The 15,717-nt window shown below is 69.5% G+C and carries 17 protein-coding genes; 11 read left to right on the top strand and 6 right to left on the bottom strand.

The window, feature by feature from the left end; translation table 11 throughout:
• Positions 1-15: 15 nt before the first annotated feature.
• From ACQVBX_RS13945 to ACQVBX_RS13930, 4 genes are read left to right on the top strand one after another with little or no spacing between them, the layout of a single operon-like run.
• Entirely contained in the window at positions 16-2,370 is a 2,355-nt protein-coding gene (locus ACQVBX_RS13945; RefSeq protein ID WP_431638190.1) for an MMPL family transporter, read from the top strand.
• Positions 2,354-2,800 carry a phosphotransferase gene (locus ACQVBX_RS13940; RefSeq protein WP_431634838.1) on the top strand — a complete coding sequence of 149 codons (447 nt, stop codon included), beginning with the start codon at positions 2,354-2,356 and terminating at the stop codon, positions 2,798-2,800. The genes ACQVBX_RS13945 and ACQVBX_RS13940 overlap by 17 nt, the downstream gene beginning before the upstream one ends.
• Complete coding sequence (fabG, locus tag ACQVBX_RS13935) at positions 2,793-3,530, top strand: 3-oxoacyl-ACP reductase FabG (protein WP_431634836.1); 738 nt, start codon at positions 2,793-2,795, stop codon at positions 3,528-3,530. The genes ACQVBX_RS13940 and fabG overlap by 8 nt, the downstream gene beginning before the upstream one ends.
• A 59-nt stretch (positions 3,531-3,589) precedes the next feature.
• Positions 3,590-4,096, top strand: a complete 507-nt coding sequence (locus ACQVBX_RS13930; protein WP_431634835.1) for a hypothetical protein — start codon at positions 3,590-3,592, stop codon at positions 4,094-4,096.
• A gap of 40 nt (positions 4,097-4,136) precedes the next feature.
• Here ACQVBX_RS13930 and ACQVBX_RS13925 read toward each other — a convergent pair whose 3' ends face one another.
• The 4 genes from ACQVBX_RS13925 to ACQVBX_RS13910 form a co-directional block, all read right to left on the bottom strand.
• The gene (locus ACQVBX_RS13925; RefSeq protein ID WP_431634834.1) at positions 4,137-5,732 is read right to left on the bottom strand and encodes an NAD(P)/FAD-dependent oxidoreductase; all 1,596 of its coding nucleotides are present in this window, start codon (positions 5,730-5,732) and stop codon (positions 4,137-4,139) included.
• Positions 5,733-5,819: 87 nt separating this feature from the next.
• Positions 5,820-6,566: a glycosyltransferase family 2 protein gene (locus tag ACQVBX_RS13920; protein WP_431634832.1), complete on the bottom strand. Its 747-nt coding sequence runs from the start codon at positions 6,564-6,566 to the stop codon at positions 5,820-5,822.
• Positions 6,563-7,360 (bottom strand): beta-ketoacyl synthase chain length factor, encoded by a 798-nt coding sequence (locus tag ACQVBX_RS13915; RefSeq protein ID WP_431634831.1) that lies wholly within the window; start codon positions 7,358-7,360, stop codon positions 6,563-6,565. The genes ACQVBX_RS13920 and ACQVBX_RS13915 overlap by 4 nt, the downstream gene beginning before the upstream one ends.
• Positions 7,357-8,562: a beta-ketoacyl-[acyl-carrier-protein] synthase family protein gene (locus tag ACQVBX_RS13910; RefSeq protein ID WP_431634830.1), complete on the bottom strand. Its 1,206-nt coding sequence runs from the start codon at positions 8,560-8,562 to the stop codon at positions 7,357-7,359. The genes ACQVBX_RS13915 and ACQVBX_RS13910 overlap by 4 nt, the downstream gene beginning before the upstream one ends.
• A gap of 154 nt (positions 8,563-8,716) precedes the next feature.
• Here ACQVBX_RS13910 and ACQVBX_RS13905 point away from each other — a divergent pair, with 154 nt between their 5' ends.
• From ACQVBX_RS13905 to hemF, 3 genes are all read left to right on the top strand, one after another.
• Entirely contained in the window at positions 8,717-9,418 is a 702-nt protein-coding gene (locus tag ACQVBX_RS13905) for a YdcF family protein (protein WP_431634829.1), read from the top strand.
• Positions 9,419-9,504: 86 nt separating this feature from the next.
• Entirely contained in the window at positions 9,505-9,918 is a 414-nt protein-coding gene (locus tag ACQVBX_RS13900; RefSeq protein WP_431634828.1) for a hypothetical protein, read from the top strand.
• Between the two features lie 86 nt (positions 9,919-10,004).
• Positions 10,005-10,907, top strand: a complete 903-nt coding sequence (hemF, locus tag ACQVBX_RS13895) for an oxygen-dependent coproporphyrinogen oxidase (RefSeq protein ID WP_431634826.1) — start codon at positions 10,005-10,007, stop codon at positions 10,905-10,907.
• 73 nt (positions 10,908-10,980) lie between these two features.
• Here the strand turns inward: hemF and ACQVBX_RS13890 are convergent, their stop codons facing one another.
• Positions 10,981-11,634 (bottom strand): hypothetical protein, encoded by a 654-nt coding sequence (locus ACQVBX_RS13890; protein WP_431634825.1) that lies wholly within the window; start codon positions 11,632-11,634, stop codon positions 10,981-10,983.
• Between the two features lie 177 nt (positions 11,635-11,811).
• Here ACQVBX_RS13890 and gpmA point away from each other — a divergent pair, with 177 nt between their 5' ends.
• Both gpmA and ACQVBX_RS13880 read left to right on the top strand, forming a co-directional pair.
• On the top strand, positions 11,812-12,555 hold the full coding sequence (gene gpmA, locus ACQVBX_RS13885) for a 2,3-diphosphoglycerate-dependent phosphoglycerate mutase (protein WP_431634824.1): 744 nt from the start codon (positions 11,812-11,814) through the stop codon (positions 12,553-12,555).
• A gap of 112 nt (positions 12,556-12,667) precedes the next feature.
• Positions 12,668-13,207, top strand: a complete 540-nt coding sequence (locus tag ACQVBX_RS13880) for a CcdC protein domain-containing protein (protein WP_431634823.1) — start codon at positions 12,668-12,670, stop codon at positions 13,205-13,207.
• On the opposite strand, the gene glnK is transcribed toward ACQVBX_RS13880, so the two are convergent.
• Positions 13,204-13,542 (bottom strand): P-II family nitrogen regulator, encoded by a 339-nt coding sequence (gene glnK, locus ACQVBX_RS13875; protein ID WP_431634821.1) that lies wholly within the window; start codon positions 13,540-13,542, stop codon positions 13,204-13,206. The two genes, ACQVBX_RS13880 and glnK, sit on opposite strands and share 4 nt — an antisense overlap.
• A 186-nt stretch (positions 13,543-13,728) precedes the next feature.
• On the opposite strand from glnK, the gene ACQVBX_RS13870 reads away from it, so the two are divergent.
• Together ACQVBX_RS13870 and ACQVBX_RS13865 are read left to right on the top strand one after the other, a co-directional pair.
• Complete coding sequence (locus tag ACQVBX_RS13870; protein WP_431638189.1) at positions 13,729-13,986, top strand: accessory factor UbiK family protein; 258 nt, start codon at positions 13,729-13,731, stop codon at positions 13,984-13,986.
• Positions 13,987-14,133: 147 nt separating this feature from the next.
• Positions 14,134-15,630 (top strand): YifB family Mg chelatase-like AAA ATPase, encoded by a 1,497-nt coding sequence (locus ACQVBX_RS13865; protein WP_431634820.1) that lies wholly within the window; start codon positions 14,134-14,136, stop codon positions 15,628-15,630.
• Positions 15,631-15,717 lie beyond the last annotated feature (87 nt).

Genomic DNA, 15,717 nt, shown 5'->3' with positions numbered 1-15,717 from the left:
GGCAACGCGCGCGGCATGCGTCCGGGCGCGCGGCTCGCGCTGCTGGCGTGCTGGCTGATCGCGCTGGGCGGCCTGGGTGCACTGGTGGCGTGGCGGCTGCAGGTCAGCACCGACCTGCGCAGCTTCATGCCGGCACCGACCACACCCGACCAGCGCCTGCTGATGGAACAGGTAGGCGACGGCCCGGGCTCGCGGCTGCTGCTGCTGGCGATCGAGGCGCGTTGCGCGGCGCCGGCCGCTTGCGCCAAGTCGGCGCAACGCGATACCACGCTGGCCGCGCTCAGCCAGGGGCTTGCCGCTGCGCTGAAGCAGGACCCGCGCTACAGCCAGGTGCTCAACGGCAGCTTCGATCTCGGCGCACTCGATCCGGCGCTGCTACCGTATCGCTACCTGCTCTCGCCCACGCTGGACTCCCAGCCGCTGGATGAGGCCTACCTCGCCGATCAGCTCGAGCAGCGGCTGGACGACCTGTCCTCGCCGGCCGCGGTGCTGCTGAAGGATCTGCTGCCGCGCGATCCCACGTTGGAAGTGCTCAAGCTGGCGCAGCGCTGGTCGCCGCCCAAATCCCCCGACACGCGTGAAGGCGTGTGGTTTTCGCCGCAGAACGAGGCGCTGCTGCTGGTGCAGACGCAGGCGGCCGGGTTTGATCCGGACGCCCAGCAGCAGGCCATCGACGGCATCCGCGCGGCCTTTGCGCGCCTGCCGCAGCACGGGGCGGCCACGCTCACGCTGAGCGGTCCGGGCTACTTCAGCGTGGTGGTGAATGCGCAGACCCGCGCGCAGGCGGACTGGATTGGGCGCATCTCCACCGTCGGCTTCATTGCCCTGCTGCTGCTTGCCTACCGCAGCGTGCGCTCGCTGCTGCTGGGCGCGCTGCCGGTGGCCAGCGCCGCGCTGGCCGGCATGGCCGCGCTGGTGCTGGTGTATCCGCAGGTGCACGGCATCACGCTGGCGTTCGGCTTCACCCTGCTGGGCGTGGCGCAGGAATACCCGATTCGCCTGCTCAGCCATCGCCGCGCCGGCGAGGATGCGCTGGCCAGCGCGCGCCAGCTGTGGCCGCTGCTGCTCACCGCAATCGCCTCGGCCTGCATCGCCTATCTCGCGTTCTATGCCTCGGGCGTGAACGGGCTGAAGCAACTGGCGGTATTCACCATCACCGGCCTGCTGGTGGCCGGCTTCAGCACGCGCTACCTGCTGCCGCACCTGCTGCCCGTGCAGGTGCGCGACGTGGCTGGCATGCCGTGGCTGGTGAAGGCACGCCACCTGGTCGACCGCCTGCCGCGTCCGCGCTGGGTGCCCATGCTGGTCGTCGTCGCCACCGTGCTGATGCTCGCCTTCGCACCCGGCCCGTTCTGGCAGAACAACCTCGCCGCGCTCACGCCGCTACCGAACGACCTGCTGCTGCGCGACGCGCGCCTGCGCGAGGCGCTGGGCGCGCCGGACGTGCGCTACCTGCTGCTGATCCAGGCACCGACCGAGCAGGATGTGCTCGAAGCTTCCGAGCATCTGGAGCCGGCGATCGACGCACTGGTCGCCCGCCACGCGGTGGATGCGATCGAGCTGCCGTCCAAGTATCTGCCCAGCGAGGCGACCCAGCGCGTGCGCCAGGCGCGCTTGCCCGATCGCGCCACGCTGCGGGCGTCCCTGGGCAAGGCGCTGGATGGCCTGCCGTTCCGCCAGGATCTGTTCGCGCCGTTCGTGGACGACGTGGAGACCGCCCGCAGCGCGCCGCTGCTCACGCCGGAGCGTTATGCGCAAAGCCCGCTGGGCCAGCGCCTGGCCGCCATGCTGATGCACCGCGGCGACCACTGGCTGGGCCTGGGCACAGTGAGCGGCGTGCACGACGTGGCCGCCATCGAGGCGATGGCCGCCGCGCAGGGCGGCGGCGTGCGCCTGCTCGACATGAAGGGCGCCGCCGAATCACTGGTGGCGGCGTATCGCGTGCGCATCCTGCAGGCGCTGGGTGTGGCGACGCTGTTGCTGGTGCTGACCATCACGCTCTCGCTGCGCAGTGTGCGACGTGCCTGGCACGTGCTGGCGCCGATGACGCTGGCCACCTTCCTGGTGCTGGCGGTGGAGCGCATGGCCGGCATCGAGATCTCGCTGTTCCACCTGATCGCGCTGATCCTCGCCGGCGGCCTGGGCCTGCACTACGCGCTGTTCTTCGAACGCGAGACCGGCGATCCCGCCGAGCAGCGCCGCACCCTGCATGCCACGCTGGTATGCGTGGCCTCCGCGCTGCTGGTGTTCGGCATGCTCGCGTGGGCGAGCATCCCGGTGCTCCGCGCAATCGGCCTCACCGTGAGCCTGGGCGTGGCCTTCCATTTCTGCCTCTCGATCCTGATGGCGCCGCATGCTCGACAAGACTGAGTTCGCCCCGCTGATTCCCCATGCCGGCCGCATGTGCCTGCTCGACGGCGTGCTGGCGTGGGATGCGACAACCGTCCACGCGGTAAGCGAAAGCCACGCGCGTGCCGACAACCCGTTGCGTGGCCCCGAAGGCCTGCATGCCGTGCACTTGGCCGAATACGGCGCGCAGGCGATGGCCGTGCACGGTGCGCTGCGCGATCGCGCAAACGGCGCCACGGCGGTGAAGCCAGGGCGGCTGGTGAGCCTGCGCGACGTGCAGCTGGCGGTCGACTACGTCGATAAGGATGGCGGCCGTCTGGACGTCCATGCCGAGTGCCTGTTCGCCGATGACGCCGGCGCCCAGTACGCGTTCCGCGTCGAGCAGGGCGGGTGTCTGCTGGCCAGCGGGCGCGCCGCCGTGATCCATCCCCAGGAGCCCAGCCATGACTGATGCCAAGCCTGTTCGCCGCGCGCTCGTCACGGGCGGCAGCGGTGACCTCGGCGGTGCGATCTGCCGTGCGCTGGCCGACACCGGCTATCACGTGATCGTGCACGCCAACCGCGGCCTCGATCGCGCCGAGGCGGTGGCCGCGGCGATCCGCGACGCGGGCGGCCAGGCGCAGGCGGTGGCCTTCGACGTGGCCGACGCGGCAGCCACCCGCGCCGCGCTGGAGGCGCTGCTGGCCGAGGGCACGATCCACGCCGTGGTCAACAACGCCGGCGTGCACGAGGACATGCCCATGGCCGGCATGACCGACGACGCCTGGCACCGGGTGATCGACGTGTCGCTGCACGGCTTTTTCCACGTCACCCAGCCGCTGCTGCTGCCGATGGCGCGCGCGCGTTTTGGTCGCGTAGTGTCGATCAGCTCGGTGGCGGCGGTGGTCGGCAACCGTGGGCAGACCAACTACGCGGCGGCCAAGGCCGCGCTGCACGGCGCCAGCAAGTCGCTGGCGCGCGAGATGGCCTCGCGCGGCATCACCGCCAACGTGGTGGCGCCGGGCATCATCGCGGGCAAGATGATCGGCGAGGATTTTCCGCCCGAACGCATCCGCGAGATGGTGCCCGCGCAGCGCGCCGGCAAGCCGGAGGAAGTGGCCGCGCTGGTCGCCTTCCTGTGTTCGAACGCTGCTGGCTACATCAATGGGCAGGTGATCGGCATCAACGGCGGCATGGGCTGAGTCGTCAGCTACGGCATACTTGACGACGGGACCAAGGGGGTCCCGTACAGGGAGTCATCATGCGTTACCTCATTCTTTCCGCCGCCTTGTTCTGCGGCGCGGTGTCGGTCGCCCACGCGGCGGACGCGGTCACGGTGCAGCGGCCCGTGCCGTACGCCGATGGCGCGCTGGTGGCCGGAGCCGTCAAGCGCGAGTGCAAGCTGACCGAACAGCTTCCGGACTTCGTGCGTGAGTACGCTCGCGAAAACCATACCGACGTCGTATTCGCGCCCCAGGCCAGTGCGTCATCGCCCGGCCGGGTGCTGGTGATGGAGATCGTCGATGCGTCGTCCGATGGCAACGCCTTCATCGGGCACCACAAGTCGGTCACCGTGCGCGGCAAGCTCTATCAGGACGGCAAGGAAATCGGCGACTTCACCGGTCGGCGCAATTCGATGGGTGGCGCCTTCGGCGGCTTCAAGGGCTCCTGCTCGGTGCTTGGACGCACGGTCAAGGCGTTGGGCAAGGATGTCGCCCAGTGGCTCGTGCAGCCGGCCCAGGGCAGCCAGCTCGGCGACCTGCAGTAAGACACCCCGTTGCACAAGCGGCCGACGCGGTCGGCCGCGTTCAGGCGGCCCGGAACAGTTCGGGCCGCTGCTTTGAAAGCGCCAGATCGGCCATGGCGGCGCGCAGCGCCTCGCCGCCGTCTGCCACGGCGCGTTCCACGATGGTGAGCGCCAAGCCCTGCAGCAAAGCCACGTTCTCGCGCAGGCGCTGGCGCACGCCCGCGTCGTCGAGCGCGTCGTGCAGGGTGGCGTTCATCGCGGCGAACCATGCCAGCTCGCCCTGGTCGAGCATGGCGCGCGGGTTGCGCGCCTGCGACTGCGCATGCCAGCGGCCGAAGAACGCCTGCATGCGCTCGTTGAGCGCGCGTGCGGCGTCGAGTTCGTCCGCCAGCTCGGCGAACAGCGCCGCGTCGGTCAGCCTCTGCTGGAACACCAGCTGGCACAGCACGCCCCAGTAGTAGGCGTAGTCCCAGATCACCTTGATCGGCATGACCTCGGCGTTGCCCAGCAGCGGGTACTGGTGGCGGTAGAGCGCCAGCGTGCTCTCGTAGAACGAGCCGAACAGCCTCTCGTACAGCCGCGCGTACGGCGCCACCGGCTCGCCGGCGCGATCGTGCCGGATCAGCTCGGTGATGTAGGTGTTGGTGATCGCGATGAAGTCGGTGCCGGGCGAGTAGAACGGATCGAGGAATGCGCCGGCCTCGCCGGTGAGCGCCCAGCGGTCGGCGCTGAACATGCGCGCGCAGCCGTAGGAGTAGTCGCGGAAGAAGGCGAAGTCGAGCAGCTTGTCCTGCCGCTGCGCCACCTCGCGCGCCAGCGCGGGCTGGTGCGTGGCCAGCCACGCCTGCGCGCGTTCGAAAGTATTCATCGATTCGATCGGATGCATTGCCGCATCCGCCACGATGCCCACCGAATGTGCGCCCGACGACAGCGGAATCAGCCAGGTCCAGTAGCCGGGACCGCACAGATGGTTGGTGGAGCGCCAGCGCTCGCGCGGCGTGCAGCGATCCTGCCATTCGGCGTCGTCGCACCAGCCGTCGATGGCGAGGCGGTCGTCCAGCCGGAACCACACGGCGTTGGCGTGGTGGCCGTTGTCGCGGGTGAGCTCGAGCTTGCGCCGAATCATGCCGGCGCGGCCGGACGCATCGAGCAGCCAGCGCGCGGTGAGCGTGCGTTCGCCGCCACCGTCATCGGCGACGCGCACCTGATGCGCATCGCCCTGCTTGCCCAGCGTGAAGCCGGTCACGCGCACGCCGTCGCGAAAATCGATGCCGCGCCGCCGTGCCTCGTCGCCCAGAAAATTCTCGAAGATGCCGCGATCGATCTGGTAGCTGGGCGTGGGCAGCACCTTGCGCACGCCCAGCTCGGTGACATCCTCGAGGTCGCTGCGACCGTCGCTGAAGAAGAAGCGGAAGCCGAACTTGCGGATGTGCGCGCTTTCCAGATGCTCGCGCAGGCCCAGCGTGTGGGCGAGGTAGTGCGCGCCGATCTCCACGGTGGATTCGCCCACCTTGTGCGCGGCTTCCGGCAGCGGATGCGCGCGGCGCTCCAGCACCACGATGTCCAGCTCGGGGAAGGCATCGCGCAGCTGCAGCGCCAAGCACAGCCCGGCCAGCCCGCCACCGAGGATCACCGCATCATGCGTCGTCTCGCCCATGTCCATCCCGTCCCGGAGTCCGTTCCGATTGTGCACGCATGCGCGCGCCGCTGCAGCCGGTGCGGTGTGAAGACGGAAGCGTGACGGCTAGACGTCGTGCAGCACGGTGGGCGCGCGGCGCGAGCGGCGATAACTCGCAACGATGGCGCCGTAGTGGACGACCCGGCCGATGGTGTAGGTGGTGATGCGTGTGACGTCGCGCACGGGCTTGAAGTGGCTGAGCCGGAACGTGCCGTGGTAACGCGAGGCGATCGGCACCGAGACCATGCCCAGGCCTTTCTCGCGCGCTGCGGCGATCAGGATCGCCGCCTCGAACACGAAGTTTTCCGCCGGCAGGTCGACCAGCTCCAGCGCCTTGCGCGGGTACCAGCGCTGGCCGCTCTGGGTGTCCGCCACCGGCTGCGCGCAGGCCCAGGAGATACCCCAGTCGGCCACGCCGTTGGCGCGGCGGCGGCCCTTGGGTTGCTGCGCGCGATCGAGCAGGCGTGCGCCGATCACGATGTGGTTGGGACAGCGCTGCGCTGCGGCGAGCAGGCGCGGGATGTCGCTGGCCAGGTGCTGGCCGTCGCCGTCCATCGTCAGCACCGCCTCGTAGCCCTGCCGCAGCGCCTCGCGAAAGCCGCTGCGCAGCGCCTCGCCCTTGCCCCGTCGCGTGGCGTGGCGGATCAGCGTGACCGGCAGCTGCGCCACCAGCTCGGGCGTGCGGTCATCCGAGCCGTCGTCGATCACGATCACCGGCGCCTCGAGCGCCAGCACCGCGCCCACCACGGCCTCGATCGCCGCCTCCTCGTTGAGGCAGGGAATCAGCACGCACCATCGGGGCAGATCGTTCAACCGGGATACTCCATGTCCAGATGCAACTCCATCGAAGGCGAGGCCGCGACGTGCGCGTGCGCTTCGCGTCGCAGCAGGGGTACAAGCAGGTCGAGCGCGCGCGCGGCGGGATTGCCGGCACGCCAGGTCGCCAGCGGCTCGGGCAGCGACGCCGCGGTCAAATCGCCCGCCGGCGACAGCTGCAGCGAGAGTGTGGCCAGTGCCGTGTCGACCGCGGCTGGCGCGAGCACCATCGCCGCGCCGAACGAGTGCGTGCAGCCGGTGACTTCGGCCAGCGGACCGCTGCCGGCGATGTCGCTGCACACCAGCAGTATGGGCCGTTGGTCGGCCAGCACCAGGCTGACCGCCTCCAGCAGTCCGGCGCCGAAGGAATGCGTGTGCGCGCATACGGCGGTGGAGGCGGCGTGGCAGCCGGTCGCGATGGTCCAGTAACCGACCGGCGCGTTGTGCACCGAATTGTGGAACTTGGTCGGCGACAGCTCGGTGGGGGTGGCCGCCAAGGTGGCGCACATGTAATCGGTGATCGCCTGGTCGCCGTGGCTGGAGGTGAACACGCAGGCCAGTTCGCTCGCCGCGCGGCCGCTCATGGCCACCGCCTGGTCGGCCACTTCGGTAGCCAGCAGCACGCTCTCCGGTGCGCGGCGGCGCTCGTTCGGCGGCAGCGTGGCCGCGCCCGGGCGTGCCGGCGGCGCGCTTACCGCCTCGCCGGCAAGCAGCGCACGCAGCGCATCCACGTTGCCCAGTTGCGGCGTCCACACGCCCAGGCCTTGTACCGCGACGCGCAGCGCACTCATGCGGCGACTTCCGCGCGGGCGAAGGCGAGGCAGGCGTTGTTGCCGCCGAAGCCGAACGAGTTGCTCAGCGCGATGCGCAGCGGCCGGTGCTCGTTGTGCCAGGCGAACTGCGGGCCGCAGCCGGGATCGGGAGTGTTGCCACCCAGGTTGCCAGGCACCAGGCCTTCACGCAGCGCGAGCAGGGTGATCGCCGCTTCGACGATGCCGGCGGCGCCCAGCGTGTGCCCGGTGAACCCCTTGGTGGAGCTGGCGCGCGTGTGCGGCCCGAAGCTGCGGCTGACCAGCGCGGCCTCCACCTCGTCGTTTTTCTGGCTCGCCGTGCCGTGCAGATTGATGTAGTCGACCTGGCCGGCGGTGATGCCGGCGCGAGCCAACGCATCGCGCAGGGCAAGCTCTGCGCCCAACCCTTCCGGATGCGGCGTGGACATGTGGTGCGCGTCGGTGGACTCGCCATAGCCGATCAGGCGCGGTGCATCGGGGGCGGCGCCGACGCGCTCCAGCAGCGAGAAGCCCGCGGCCTCGCCGATCGAGATGCCGCGGCGGTCCGCGTCAAACGGCGTGCACGGCTCGGGCGACACCAGCTCCAGCGCGTTGAAGCCGAACAGCACGCTGTCGCACAGCGTGTCCACGCCGCCGACCACGGCCGCATCGACCAGCCCGAGCCGGATCAGCCGCTCGGCGTTGGCAAACACCTTGGCGCTGGACGAGCATGCGGTGGATACGGTCAGGCACGGGCCTTCCAGCCCCAGCGCAGCCGCCACGAACGCGCACAGCGAGTGCGGCGCGTGGATCGCCGGGCGCAGCAGGTCGTCGGGCAGGCCGCCGTCGGCATCGAGCCGGCGATAGCCCTCCTCGGTGGCTCCGATGCTGGCGGTGGAGGTGCCCAGCATTAGCGCGATGCGACCGGCGCCGTAGCGAGCACGCGCCGCCGCCACGCGGTCGAGGAAGCCGTCCTGGTTCAGGCCCAGCCAGGCCAGCCGGTTGTTGCGGCATTCCCACGCCATCAGCGATGCGGGCAGCGGCGCGTCCTCCACGCCGTCCACCTGGCCGATCCAGCACGGCAGCGGTGCGCTGGAAAACGCGTTGGGGCGCAGGCCACCGCGTTCCGCGAGCAGGGCATCGAGATGTGCCTGCAGGCCGTGACCGAGGGCGGAGGTGGCGGTGTAGGCGCTGACAGCGAGAGGGACGATCGGATCGGGCATCGGGAAAGCCTAGCCGCGCCATCCGGACTTGCCTAGGGACAATGAAACGCTGCGGTCAGCCCGCGGTAGCGAACTGCGGCATGATCGCGCACGGATTGCCCGGGTACGCCGCAGTGCCCACACTGTTTCCGTTAGCCACCCTGGATCACCACGCTTGCCTGCCACCGCCACGCCTTCCCGCTTGCAGCGTTACCTGGCCGACCTGGATGTCTGGCATGCGGCTTTGATAAGCGTGCTCGCGCTGCTGCTCAGCGGCGGCCTGGTGTTCGCGGGGTATCTCGCGCACGTGCTGCGCATGGCCTGGCGCAGCCCGCTGCGCCCGCCGGCGCCGATGGTGGTGCTGGTGTTCGGTCGGCGGCTCGAGCGCGACGAGCCCGAGGCCGATTACCGCCATCGGCTCGGTCGCGCGCTGGCGCTGACGCGCGAGGCGCTGGCCGAGCAGTTGCTGCTGCTTGGCGGGATGAGCGGCAGCTCGGTCAGCGAGGCGGCGGCCGGGCATCGCTGGCTGCTGCGCGAGGGATTGCCGCAGGAGGTGGCGGTGCGGCTGGAGCACGAGTCCACCGATTCGCTGGAGAACCTGCGCCAGGCGCGTGGCCTGCTGCGCGGTGCCGATGCCAGTGCGCCACTGCCGCCGGTGGCGCTGGTGACCAGTCGCTATCACCTGGCGCGCTGCCAGCTGCTGGCGCGGCGGCTGGGATTCGCCTGCGTGCCGATCGCCGCCGAACCACGCCTGCAACTCACCCCGCGCGCGCTGCGCCTGCTGCTGCTGGAGTCGGCGTACCTGATGTGGATCGACCTGGGCGTGCGCTGGGCCACGCTGATCGGTCACACCCGGATGGCGTCGCGCATCGGCTGAGGGCCACCGCTGCGCTTGTGCCGCATCGTGGGCCGGGGCAGACTCCGCGCGCCGCATTCCGTCGGCGCTTTGACAGGGGAAGTCTCGTGTTCCGATCCCGTTACCTGCTCGTCCTGCTGCTTCCGTTGCTGCTGTTGACCATGGCGTTCCGCCAGTCGCCGCTGGTCGATCCGCCACCGATCAGCGTTCCCTCGGGCCTCAATGCCGTGCAGGTGGGCAAGGCGGTGAAGGCGGCGCTGATCGGCCGCGGCTGGACCGTGACCGGGCAGCAGGATGGCAGCGTCAGTGCCAGCCTCAGTCGCGACGAATGGGTCGCCAAGATCCGCGTGGACTACAGCGTGGAGAAGGTGCAGATTCGCTACGTCGACAGCACCAACCTCAAGTACGAGGTCAAGCGCGACGGCACCCGTCTGATCCACAGCAACTATATGGGCTGGATGAAGTTCCTGTCCGGCGACATCGGCCGCAATCTCGAGCTGATCTCCGCCACCGCCAGCTGAGGCCAGGCACTCCGCGCCGACGCACCGCAGCGTCGGCGCAGGACTGCTTGCTAAGCTTGGCGGCACTCTTCCGCAGCCGATCACCGATGAGCCAGCAAGCCGACCAGGCCGAATCTTTCCTGCGCGAACTGCAGGACCGCATCTGCAGCGCCGTCGAGCAAGCCGATGGCGGCGCGCGTTTCGTCGAGGATGCGTGGACGCGCGAGGCCGGCGGCGGTGGCCGCACGCGTGTGCTGCGCGAGGGCGCCGTGTTCGAACAGGCCGGGGTGAATTTCTCCCGCGTCTCGGGCCATACGCTGCCACCGAGCGCCACCGCGCACCGGCCGGAGCTGGCTGGCGGCAGCTTCGTCGCCACCGGGGTGTCGCTGGTGCTGCATCCGCGCAACCCGCACGTGCCGACCACCCACGCCAACGTGCGCTACTTCGAGGCGAGCAAGGAGGGCGTGGAGCCGGTGTGGTGGTTCGGCGGCGGCTTCGACCTCACCCCGTTCTATCCGGTGGACGAGGACGTGGTGCACTGGCATCGCGTGGCGCACGATCTCTGCGCGCCGTTCGGTGACGACATCTACGCCCGCTACAAGCGCTGGTGCGACGAGTATTTCTACCTCAAGCACCGTGGCGAGACGCGCGGTGTGGGTGGCCTGTTCTACGACGATCTCAACGAGGGCGGCTTCGAACGCTGCTTCGCACTGACGCAGGCGGTGGGGCAGGGCTTCCTCGACGCCTACCTGCCGATCGTCGAGCGCCGTCGGGACACGCCGTACGGCGAACGCGAGCGCGAGTTCCAGTTGTACCGGCGCGGCCGCTACGTGGAGTTCAACCTGGTGTGGGATCGCGGCACGCTGTTCGGGCTGCAATCGGGCGGGCGCACCGAATCGATCCTGATGAGCCTGCCGCCGCGCGTGCGTTTTGAATACGGCTATACGCCCGAGCCGGGCAGCGCCGAGGCGAAGCTGGCCGAGTACCTGGTGCCGCGCGACTGGCTGTAGGAGCGCACCCTGCGCGCGACGCTCTTGGCTACGTGACCGAGAGCCTTCGCGCACGGCGCGCTCCTGAGGGTGGCTACGGCGTGTCGCCGTGGAACGTGACCGGCGTGGCGCCCTTCACCGGGCCAATCTGCGCGCTGTCGCTGACTTCGAGCACCACCTCGCGACGAAACTCCAGCGTGCCCTGCACCACGGCGTGCGGCCCGATCACCACGTGCGGCGGGCGCTGCTGACCCCAGTGGAACCAGCCGCCGGGCTTGTCCACCAGGATGCCGCCCTCGACCCGCGAGTTGGCGCCGACGGTGATGTCGCCGCCCACCGTGCCCAGTCCGCCGGCCACGTGCGCGGCGTCGAGCGTGATCGCCCCGTTGACGTTGGAGGCGCGACCGCCGATCTCGGCGCCCCGATCGAGCCGGATACTGCCGTTCACGGCCTCCACCTTGCCGCTGACGCGGGCGCCCTCGCCCAGCGACACGGCGCCGTTCACCGTGCCGATCTCGCGGGCCTGCGCCTTGTCGCCCAGTTCCACCGCGCCGTTGACCGTGCTCGCCTTGCGCACGGTGGCGCCGTCTTCCACATGCACCGCGCCGTTGACGGTGCTGGCATCGCCCACCTGCTGGCCAGCTTCGACATGGACCGAGCCGTTGACCTTGTCGATGTCGTCCTGCGCGGCGGCGGCCAATGGGTGGATGGCGAGGATCAGAGCGAAAGCGAGCACGGTGCGGCGCATGGGAATCTCCTTGGCATGGCGTGGCGGCGGACGCATCGGCGGCCGGCCGTGAGGGACACAACGCCACCATAGATGCGGCCGGGACGGCGACGGTTTACGTGACCTCCGGCACGGTGCGATTTGACGCCCGGCCCGGCGCCATTCACCATTTTCGCTTTCCTCCTGCGCTGCCATCCCATGCACAAGCTCGTCCTGATCCGCCACGGCCAGTCCCAGTGGAACCTCGACAACCGGTTCAGCGGTTGGGCCGACATCGACCTCACCGCGCAGGGCATCGCCGAGGCAAAAGAGGCAGGCGCCGCCCTGAAGCAGTCCGGCTACCAGTTCGACGTGGCGCACACCTCGGTGCTCAAGCGCTGCGTGCGCACGCTGTGGGGCGTGCAGGAAGCGCTGGACCAGATGTGGATCCCGGTGCTCACCGACTGGCGCCTCAACGAGCGCCACTACGGCGCGTTGACCGGCCTCAACAAGGCTGAGACCGCCGCCAAGTACGGCGAGGATCAGGTGAAGATCTGGCGCCGCAGCTACGACACGCCGCCGCCGCCGCTGGAACGCAGCGCCAACGAGGCGTTGCACGATCCGCGCTATGCAGGGCTCGACCCGGCGCAGATTCCGGACACCGAATGCCTCAAGGACACCGTCGCCCGCGTGCTGCCGTACTGGCACGAGGTGCTGGCGCCGGCCATCCGCAGCGGCCAGCGCGTGCTGGTGGTGGCGCACGGCAACTCGATGCGCGCGCTGGTGAAGTACCTGGACGGCATTTCCGACGAGGACATCGTCGAGTTCAATATCCCCAACGGCATTCCGCTGGTCTACGAGTTCGACGCCGAGCTGAAGCCGATCCGCCGCGAATACCTGGGCGATGCCGAGGCGATCGCCGCCAAGATGGCCGCGGTAGCCAACCAGGGCAAGGCGAAGTGACATTTCGGCGGGCCGGGTGACAGCCGTCACCTGCGATGCCTGGCAGCCGGCCCTGCGCGGTCGCGCCGAGGGGCGTTAGCCTGACGCCTTCAAACGGAGGGGATTCCACGTCATGACACCGCACCTCGCTTCACTCGCTGTGATGGTTCCGGTCATGGGGCTGCTGGTCTGGCGCCGCGTGCGCAGCCAGTTCGGGCGTCAGCCGATCCGGCGCGGGCGCATGCTGGTCCGTATCGCGATCTTCGCGTTGCTGGGCGTCTTGATGGCGCTGTTCGGCCTGCGGCACCCGCCGCTGCTCGAAGGCCTGTTCGGTGGTGCGGTGGTGGGCATCGTGCTCGGCATGGTGGGCCTGCGGCTCACCCGCTTCGAGCGGCGCGCGGACGGCGGCGATGGCTACATCCCCAATCCATGGATCGGCGCCGTGCTCACGGCGTTGCTGGTCGGTCGGCTGGCGTGGCGCTTTGCCGTGGTGATGCCGCAGATGACTGCCGTGGAACCCGGCATCTCAGGGGCTCCTACACTCGGTTACAGCCCGCTCACCATGCTCGTGTTCGGCCTGCTGGTGGGCTACTACGTGGCCTACTTCAGCGGCCTGCTGGTGCATCACCGCCGCTTCGAGCGTGCGCAGGCCGCGCCGGGTGGCGGCGCCTAAAGCGCGTCGTTGTCCAGTTCGCCGGTACGGATGCGGATCACCTGATCCAGCGGGCTGACGAAGATCTTGCCGTCGCCGATCTTGCCGGTGCGGGCGGCGTTCTGGATCGCATCCACCACACGCTCGAGCTGGTCGTCGGCCACCGCCACTTCCAGTTTGATCTTGGGCAGGAAGTCCACCACGTATTCCGCGCCGCGATAGAGCTCGGTGTGTCCCTTCTGCCGGCCAAAGCCCTTCACCTCGGTCACCGTGATGCCCTGCACGCCGGCTTCGGCCAGCGCTTCGCGCACATCGTCCAGTTTGAACGGCTTGATGACCGCCGATACCAGCTTCATGGGGGCTCCTCGTCGTGGACGTCGGCTGGCGGCCGACGTGGAACCGGCATTTTGCGCTGTCGCGGCTTCGCTGTCGCCTCGCCCCCTCGTGTAGGACAATTCCTACAACCCATGGCGGAGCCCACCGATGGCGGTCACAAAGCGCGTTTATCTAGACTTCAGTTCGACGAGTTCGAGGTGCTATCCATGATGGATAGGCAGGATATCGATCAACTTGCCCTGCGACTTGTTTCGTTGGTGCCGCCAGGATTGGCTCAAGCGCATCAGGATTTGCGAACCAACTTTCACGATGTCCTGGCGCACGGATTGCGCCGCCTTGATCTGGTCACCCGCGAAGAGTTCGATGTCCAGACGCAGCTTTTGGCGCGCACGCGCGCCAAGGTTGATGAGCTGGAAAAGCGCATCGCCGATCTGGAGACGATGGCCGCTGCTCGCGGTTCCTAAGCTGTAAGCCGTCTCCCGGGAGCCGCCCCCGACCTGTCACCTCACCCCGAGAATGGTCGGGGGCGGTTATTTATGCCCCACTGACCGGAGCTGCTGCATGAGTGCGTTTCTCCGCGGCCGTCTCCCCACCGGTCGCCCGCCCCGTCCATGAGCCTGGCCGTCACGCTCAGTCGCGCCCAGGAAGGGGTGACCGCGCCGCAGGTGATGGTGGAAGTTCACCTGTCCGGCGGCCTGCCCGGCACCAATATTGTCGGCTTGCCCGAGGCGGCCGTGCGCGAGGCGCGCGATCGCGTCCGCGTGGCGATCCAGAACACCGCGTTCAGTTATCCGGACCGCAAGGTCACGGTGAATCTGGCCCCGGCCGAGCTGCCCAAGGACGGCGGGCGTTTCGACCTGGCCATCGCGCTGGGCATCCTGGCTGCGGGCGGTCAGGTGCCGCGGGAAAAGCTCGACGACTGCGAATTCCTGGGCGAGCTGGCGCTGTCCGGCGCCATCCGCGGTGTTTCCGGCGTGCTGCCGGCGCTGCTGCGCGCGCGGGCGCGCGGGCGTCGCGTGGTCGTGCCGCGGGCGAACGCAGCAGAGGCGGCCCTGGTGTCCGACGTGGATGTGATGGTGGCCGACAGCCTGGCCGAAGTCTGCGGCTGGCTGCACGACGCCTCGCCGCTCGCGGCGCCCGGGCGTTGCAGCGAGGGCGAGGCGCGATCGTTCCCGGACATGAGCGACGTACGCGGCCAACTGCAGGCGCGCCGGGCGCTGGAGATTGCCGCTGTCGGCGGCCACCACCTGCTGATGGTCGGGCCGCCGGGCACCGGCAAGACCATGCTGGCCGAGCGCCTGCCGGGCATCCTGCCGCCGCTGACCGAAGCCGAGGCGCTGGAAACCTGCGCCGTGCTCTCGGTGACCGGGCAGCCGGTCGATCCGGCGCAGTGGCGCCATCGGCCGTTCCGCGCTCCGCACCACACCGCCTCCGCGGTGGCTCTGGTTGGCGGCGGCTCCTATCCGCGACCGGGCGAAATTTCGCTGGCGCACAATGGCGTGTTGTTCCTCGACGAGCTGCCCGAATTCAGCCGCCACGTGCTCGACGTGCTGCGTGAACCGTTGGAATCGGGACAGATCATGATCTCCCGCGCCGCGCGACAGTCCAGTTTCCCGGCCCAGTTCCAGCTGGTGGCGGCGATGAATCCCTGCCCCTGCGGCTATGCCGGCGACCCCCGCCAGCGTTGCCAATGCACGCCGGACCAGATGCAGCGCTACCGCGCGCGCATCTCCGGGCCACTGCTCGACCGTATCGACCTCAGCGTGGAAGTGCCGCGTGTGCCGCTGGCCGAGCTGGGCGCGCCGCGCAGCGAGCATGACGAGGATTCGGCCACGGTCCGGCGGCGAGTGATCCGCGCCCGCGATTACGCCTTGCAGCGGGCGGGGCGCCCCAACGCCGAAATCAGCACCCGCGAGCTCGAGCGCGACTGCGCGCTCGGACCGGCCGAGCGGCGCTGGTTCGAGGCCGCGCTCGAGCGTCTGGGCCTGTCCGCCCGCGCCTATCACCGCACCTTGCGGGTCGCGCGCACCATCGCCGACCTGGACGGCGGCGCAGGCCTGCTGGACCGCGCCCATCTGGCCGAGGCCCTGCAATATCGGCGGTTCTGAGGGCCTGCGACATTTTGTGTACCGATCAGTATTGACTTGCACGCGGCGGCCGGTATTATCTGCACCCGTCGGTTCGCAAATGTCCCG

It is taken from the genome of Dyella thailandensis (genome assembly GCF_050749815.1).
Classification (GTDB): Bacteria; Pseudomonadota; Gammaproteobacteria; order Xanthomonadales; family Rhodanobacteraceae; genus Dyella_A.
Note: the sequence above shows the minus strand (reverse complement) of the source record. Positions and strands in the feature narration are given on the sequence as shown.

What these genes read in the sequence shown, in the direction of transcription:
- ACQVBX_RS13945 (WP_431638190.1), top strand. Translation starts at nt 16, where the DNA reads ATGCGTCCGGGCGCGCGGCTCGCGCTGCTGGCGTGCTGGCTGATCGCG.
- ACQVBX_RS13940 (WP_431634838.1), top strand. Translation starts at nt 2,354, where the DNA reads ATGCTCGACAAGACTGAGTTCGCCCCGCTGATTCCCCATGCCGGCCGC.
- fabG (WP_431634836.1), top strand. Translation starts at nt 2,793, where the DNA reads ATGACTGATGCCAAGCCTGTTCGCCGCGCGCTCGTCACGGGCGGCAGC.
- ACQVBX_RS13930 (WP_431634835.1), top strand. Translation starts at nt 3,590, where the DNA reads ATGCGTTACCTCATTCTTTCCGCCGCCTTGTTCTGCGGCGCGGTGTCG.
- ACQVBX_RS13925 (WP_431634834.1), bottom strand. Translation starts at nt 5,732, where the DNA reads ATGGGCGAGACGACGCATGATGCGGTGATCCTCGGTGGCGGGCTGGCC.
- ACQVBX_RS13915 (WP_431634831.1), bottom strand. Translation starts at nt 7,360, where the DNA reads ATGAGTGCGCTGCGCGTCGCGGTACAAGGCCTGGGCGTGTGGACGCCG.
- ACQVBX_RS13910 (WP_431634830.1), bottom strand. Translation starts at nt 8,562, where the DNA reads ATGCCCGATCCGATCGTCCCTCTCGCTGTCAGCGCCTACACCGCCACC.
- hemF (WP_431634826.1), top strand. Translation starts at nt 10,005, where the DNA reads ATGAGCCAGCAAGCCGACCAGGCCGAATCTTTCCTGCGCGAACTGCAG.
- ACQVBX_RS13890 (WP_431634825.1), bottom strand. Translation starts at nt 11,634, where the DNA reads ATGCGCCGCACCGTGCTCGCTTTCGCTCTGATCCTCGCCATCCACCCA.
- gpmA (WP_431634824.1), top strand. Translation starts at nt 11,812, where the DNA reads ATGCACAAGCTCGTCCTGATCCGCCACGGCCAGTCCCAGTGGAACCTC.
- ACQVBX_RS13880 (WP_431634823.1), top strand. Translation starts at nt 12,668, where the DNA reads ATGACACCGCACCTCGCTTCACTCGCTGTGATGGTTCCGGTCATGGGG.
- glnK (WP_431634821.1), bottom strand. Translation starts at nt 13,542, where the DNA reads ATGAAGCTGGTATCGGCGGTCATCAAGCCGTTCAAACTGGACGATGTG.
- ACQVBX_RS13870 (WP_431638189.1), top strand. Translation starts at nt 13,729, where the DNA reads ATGATGGATAGGCAGGATATCGATCAACTTGCCCTGCGACTTGTTTCG.
- ACQVBX_RS13865 (WP_431634820.1), top strand. Translation starts at nt 14,134, where the DNA reads ATGAGCCTGGCCGTCACGCTCAGTCGCGCCCAGGAAGGGGTGACCGCG.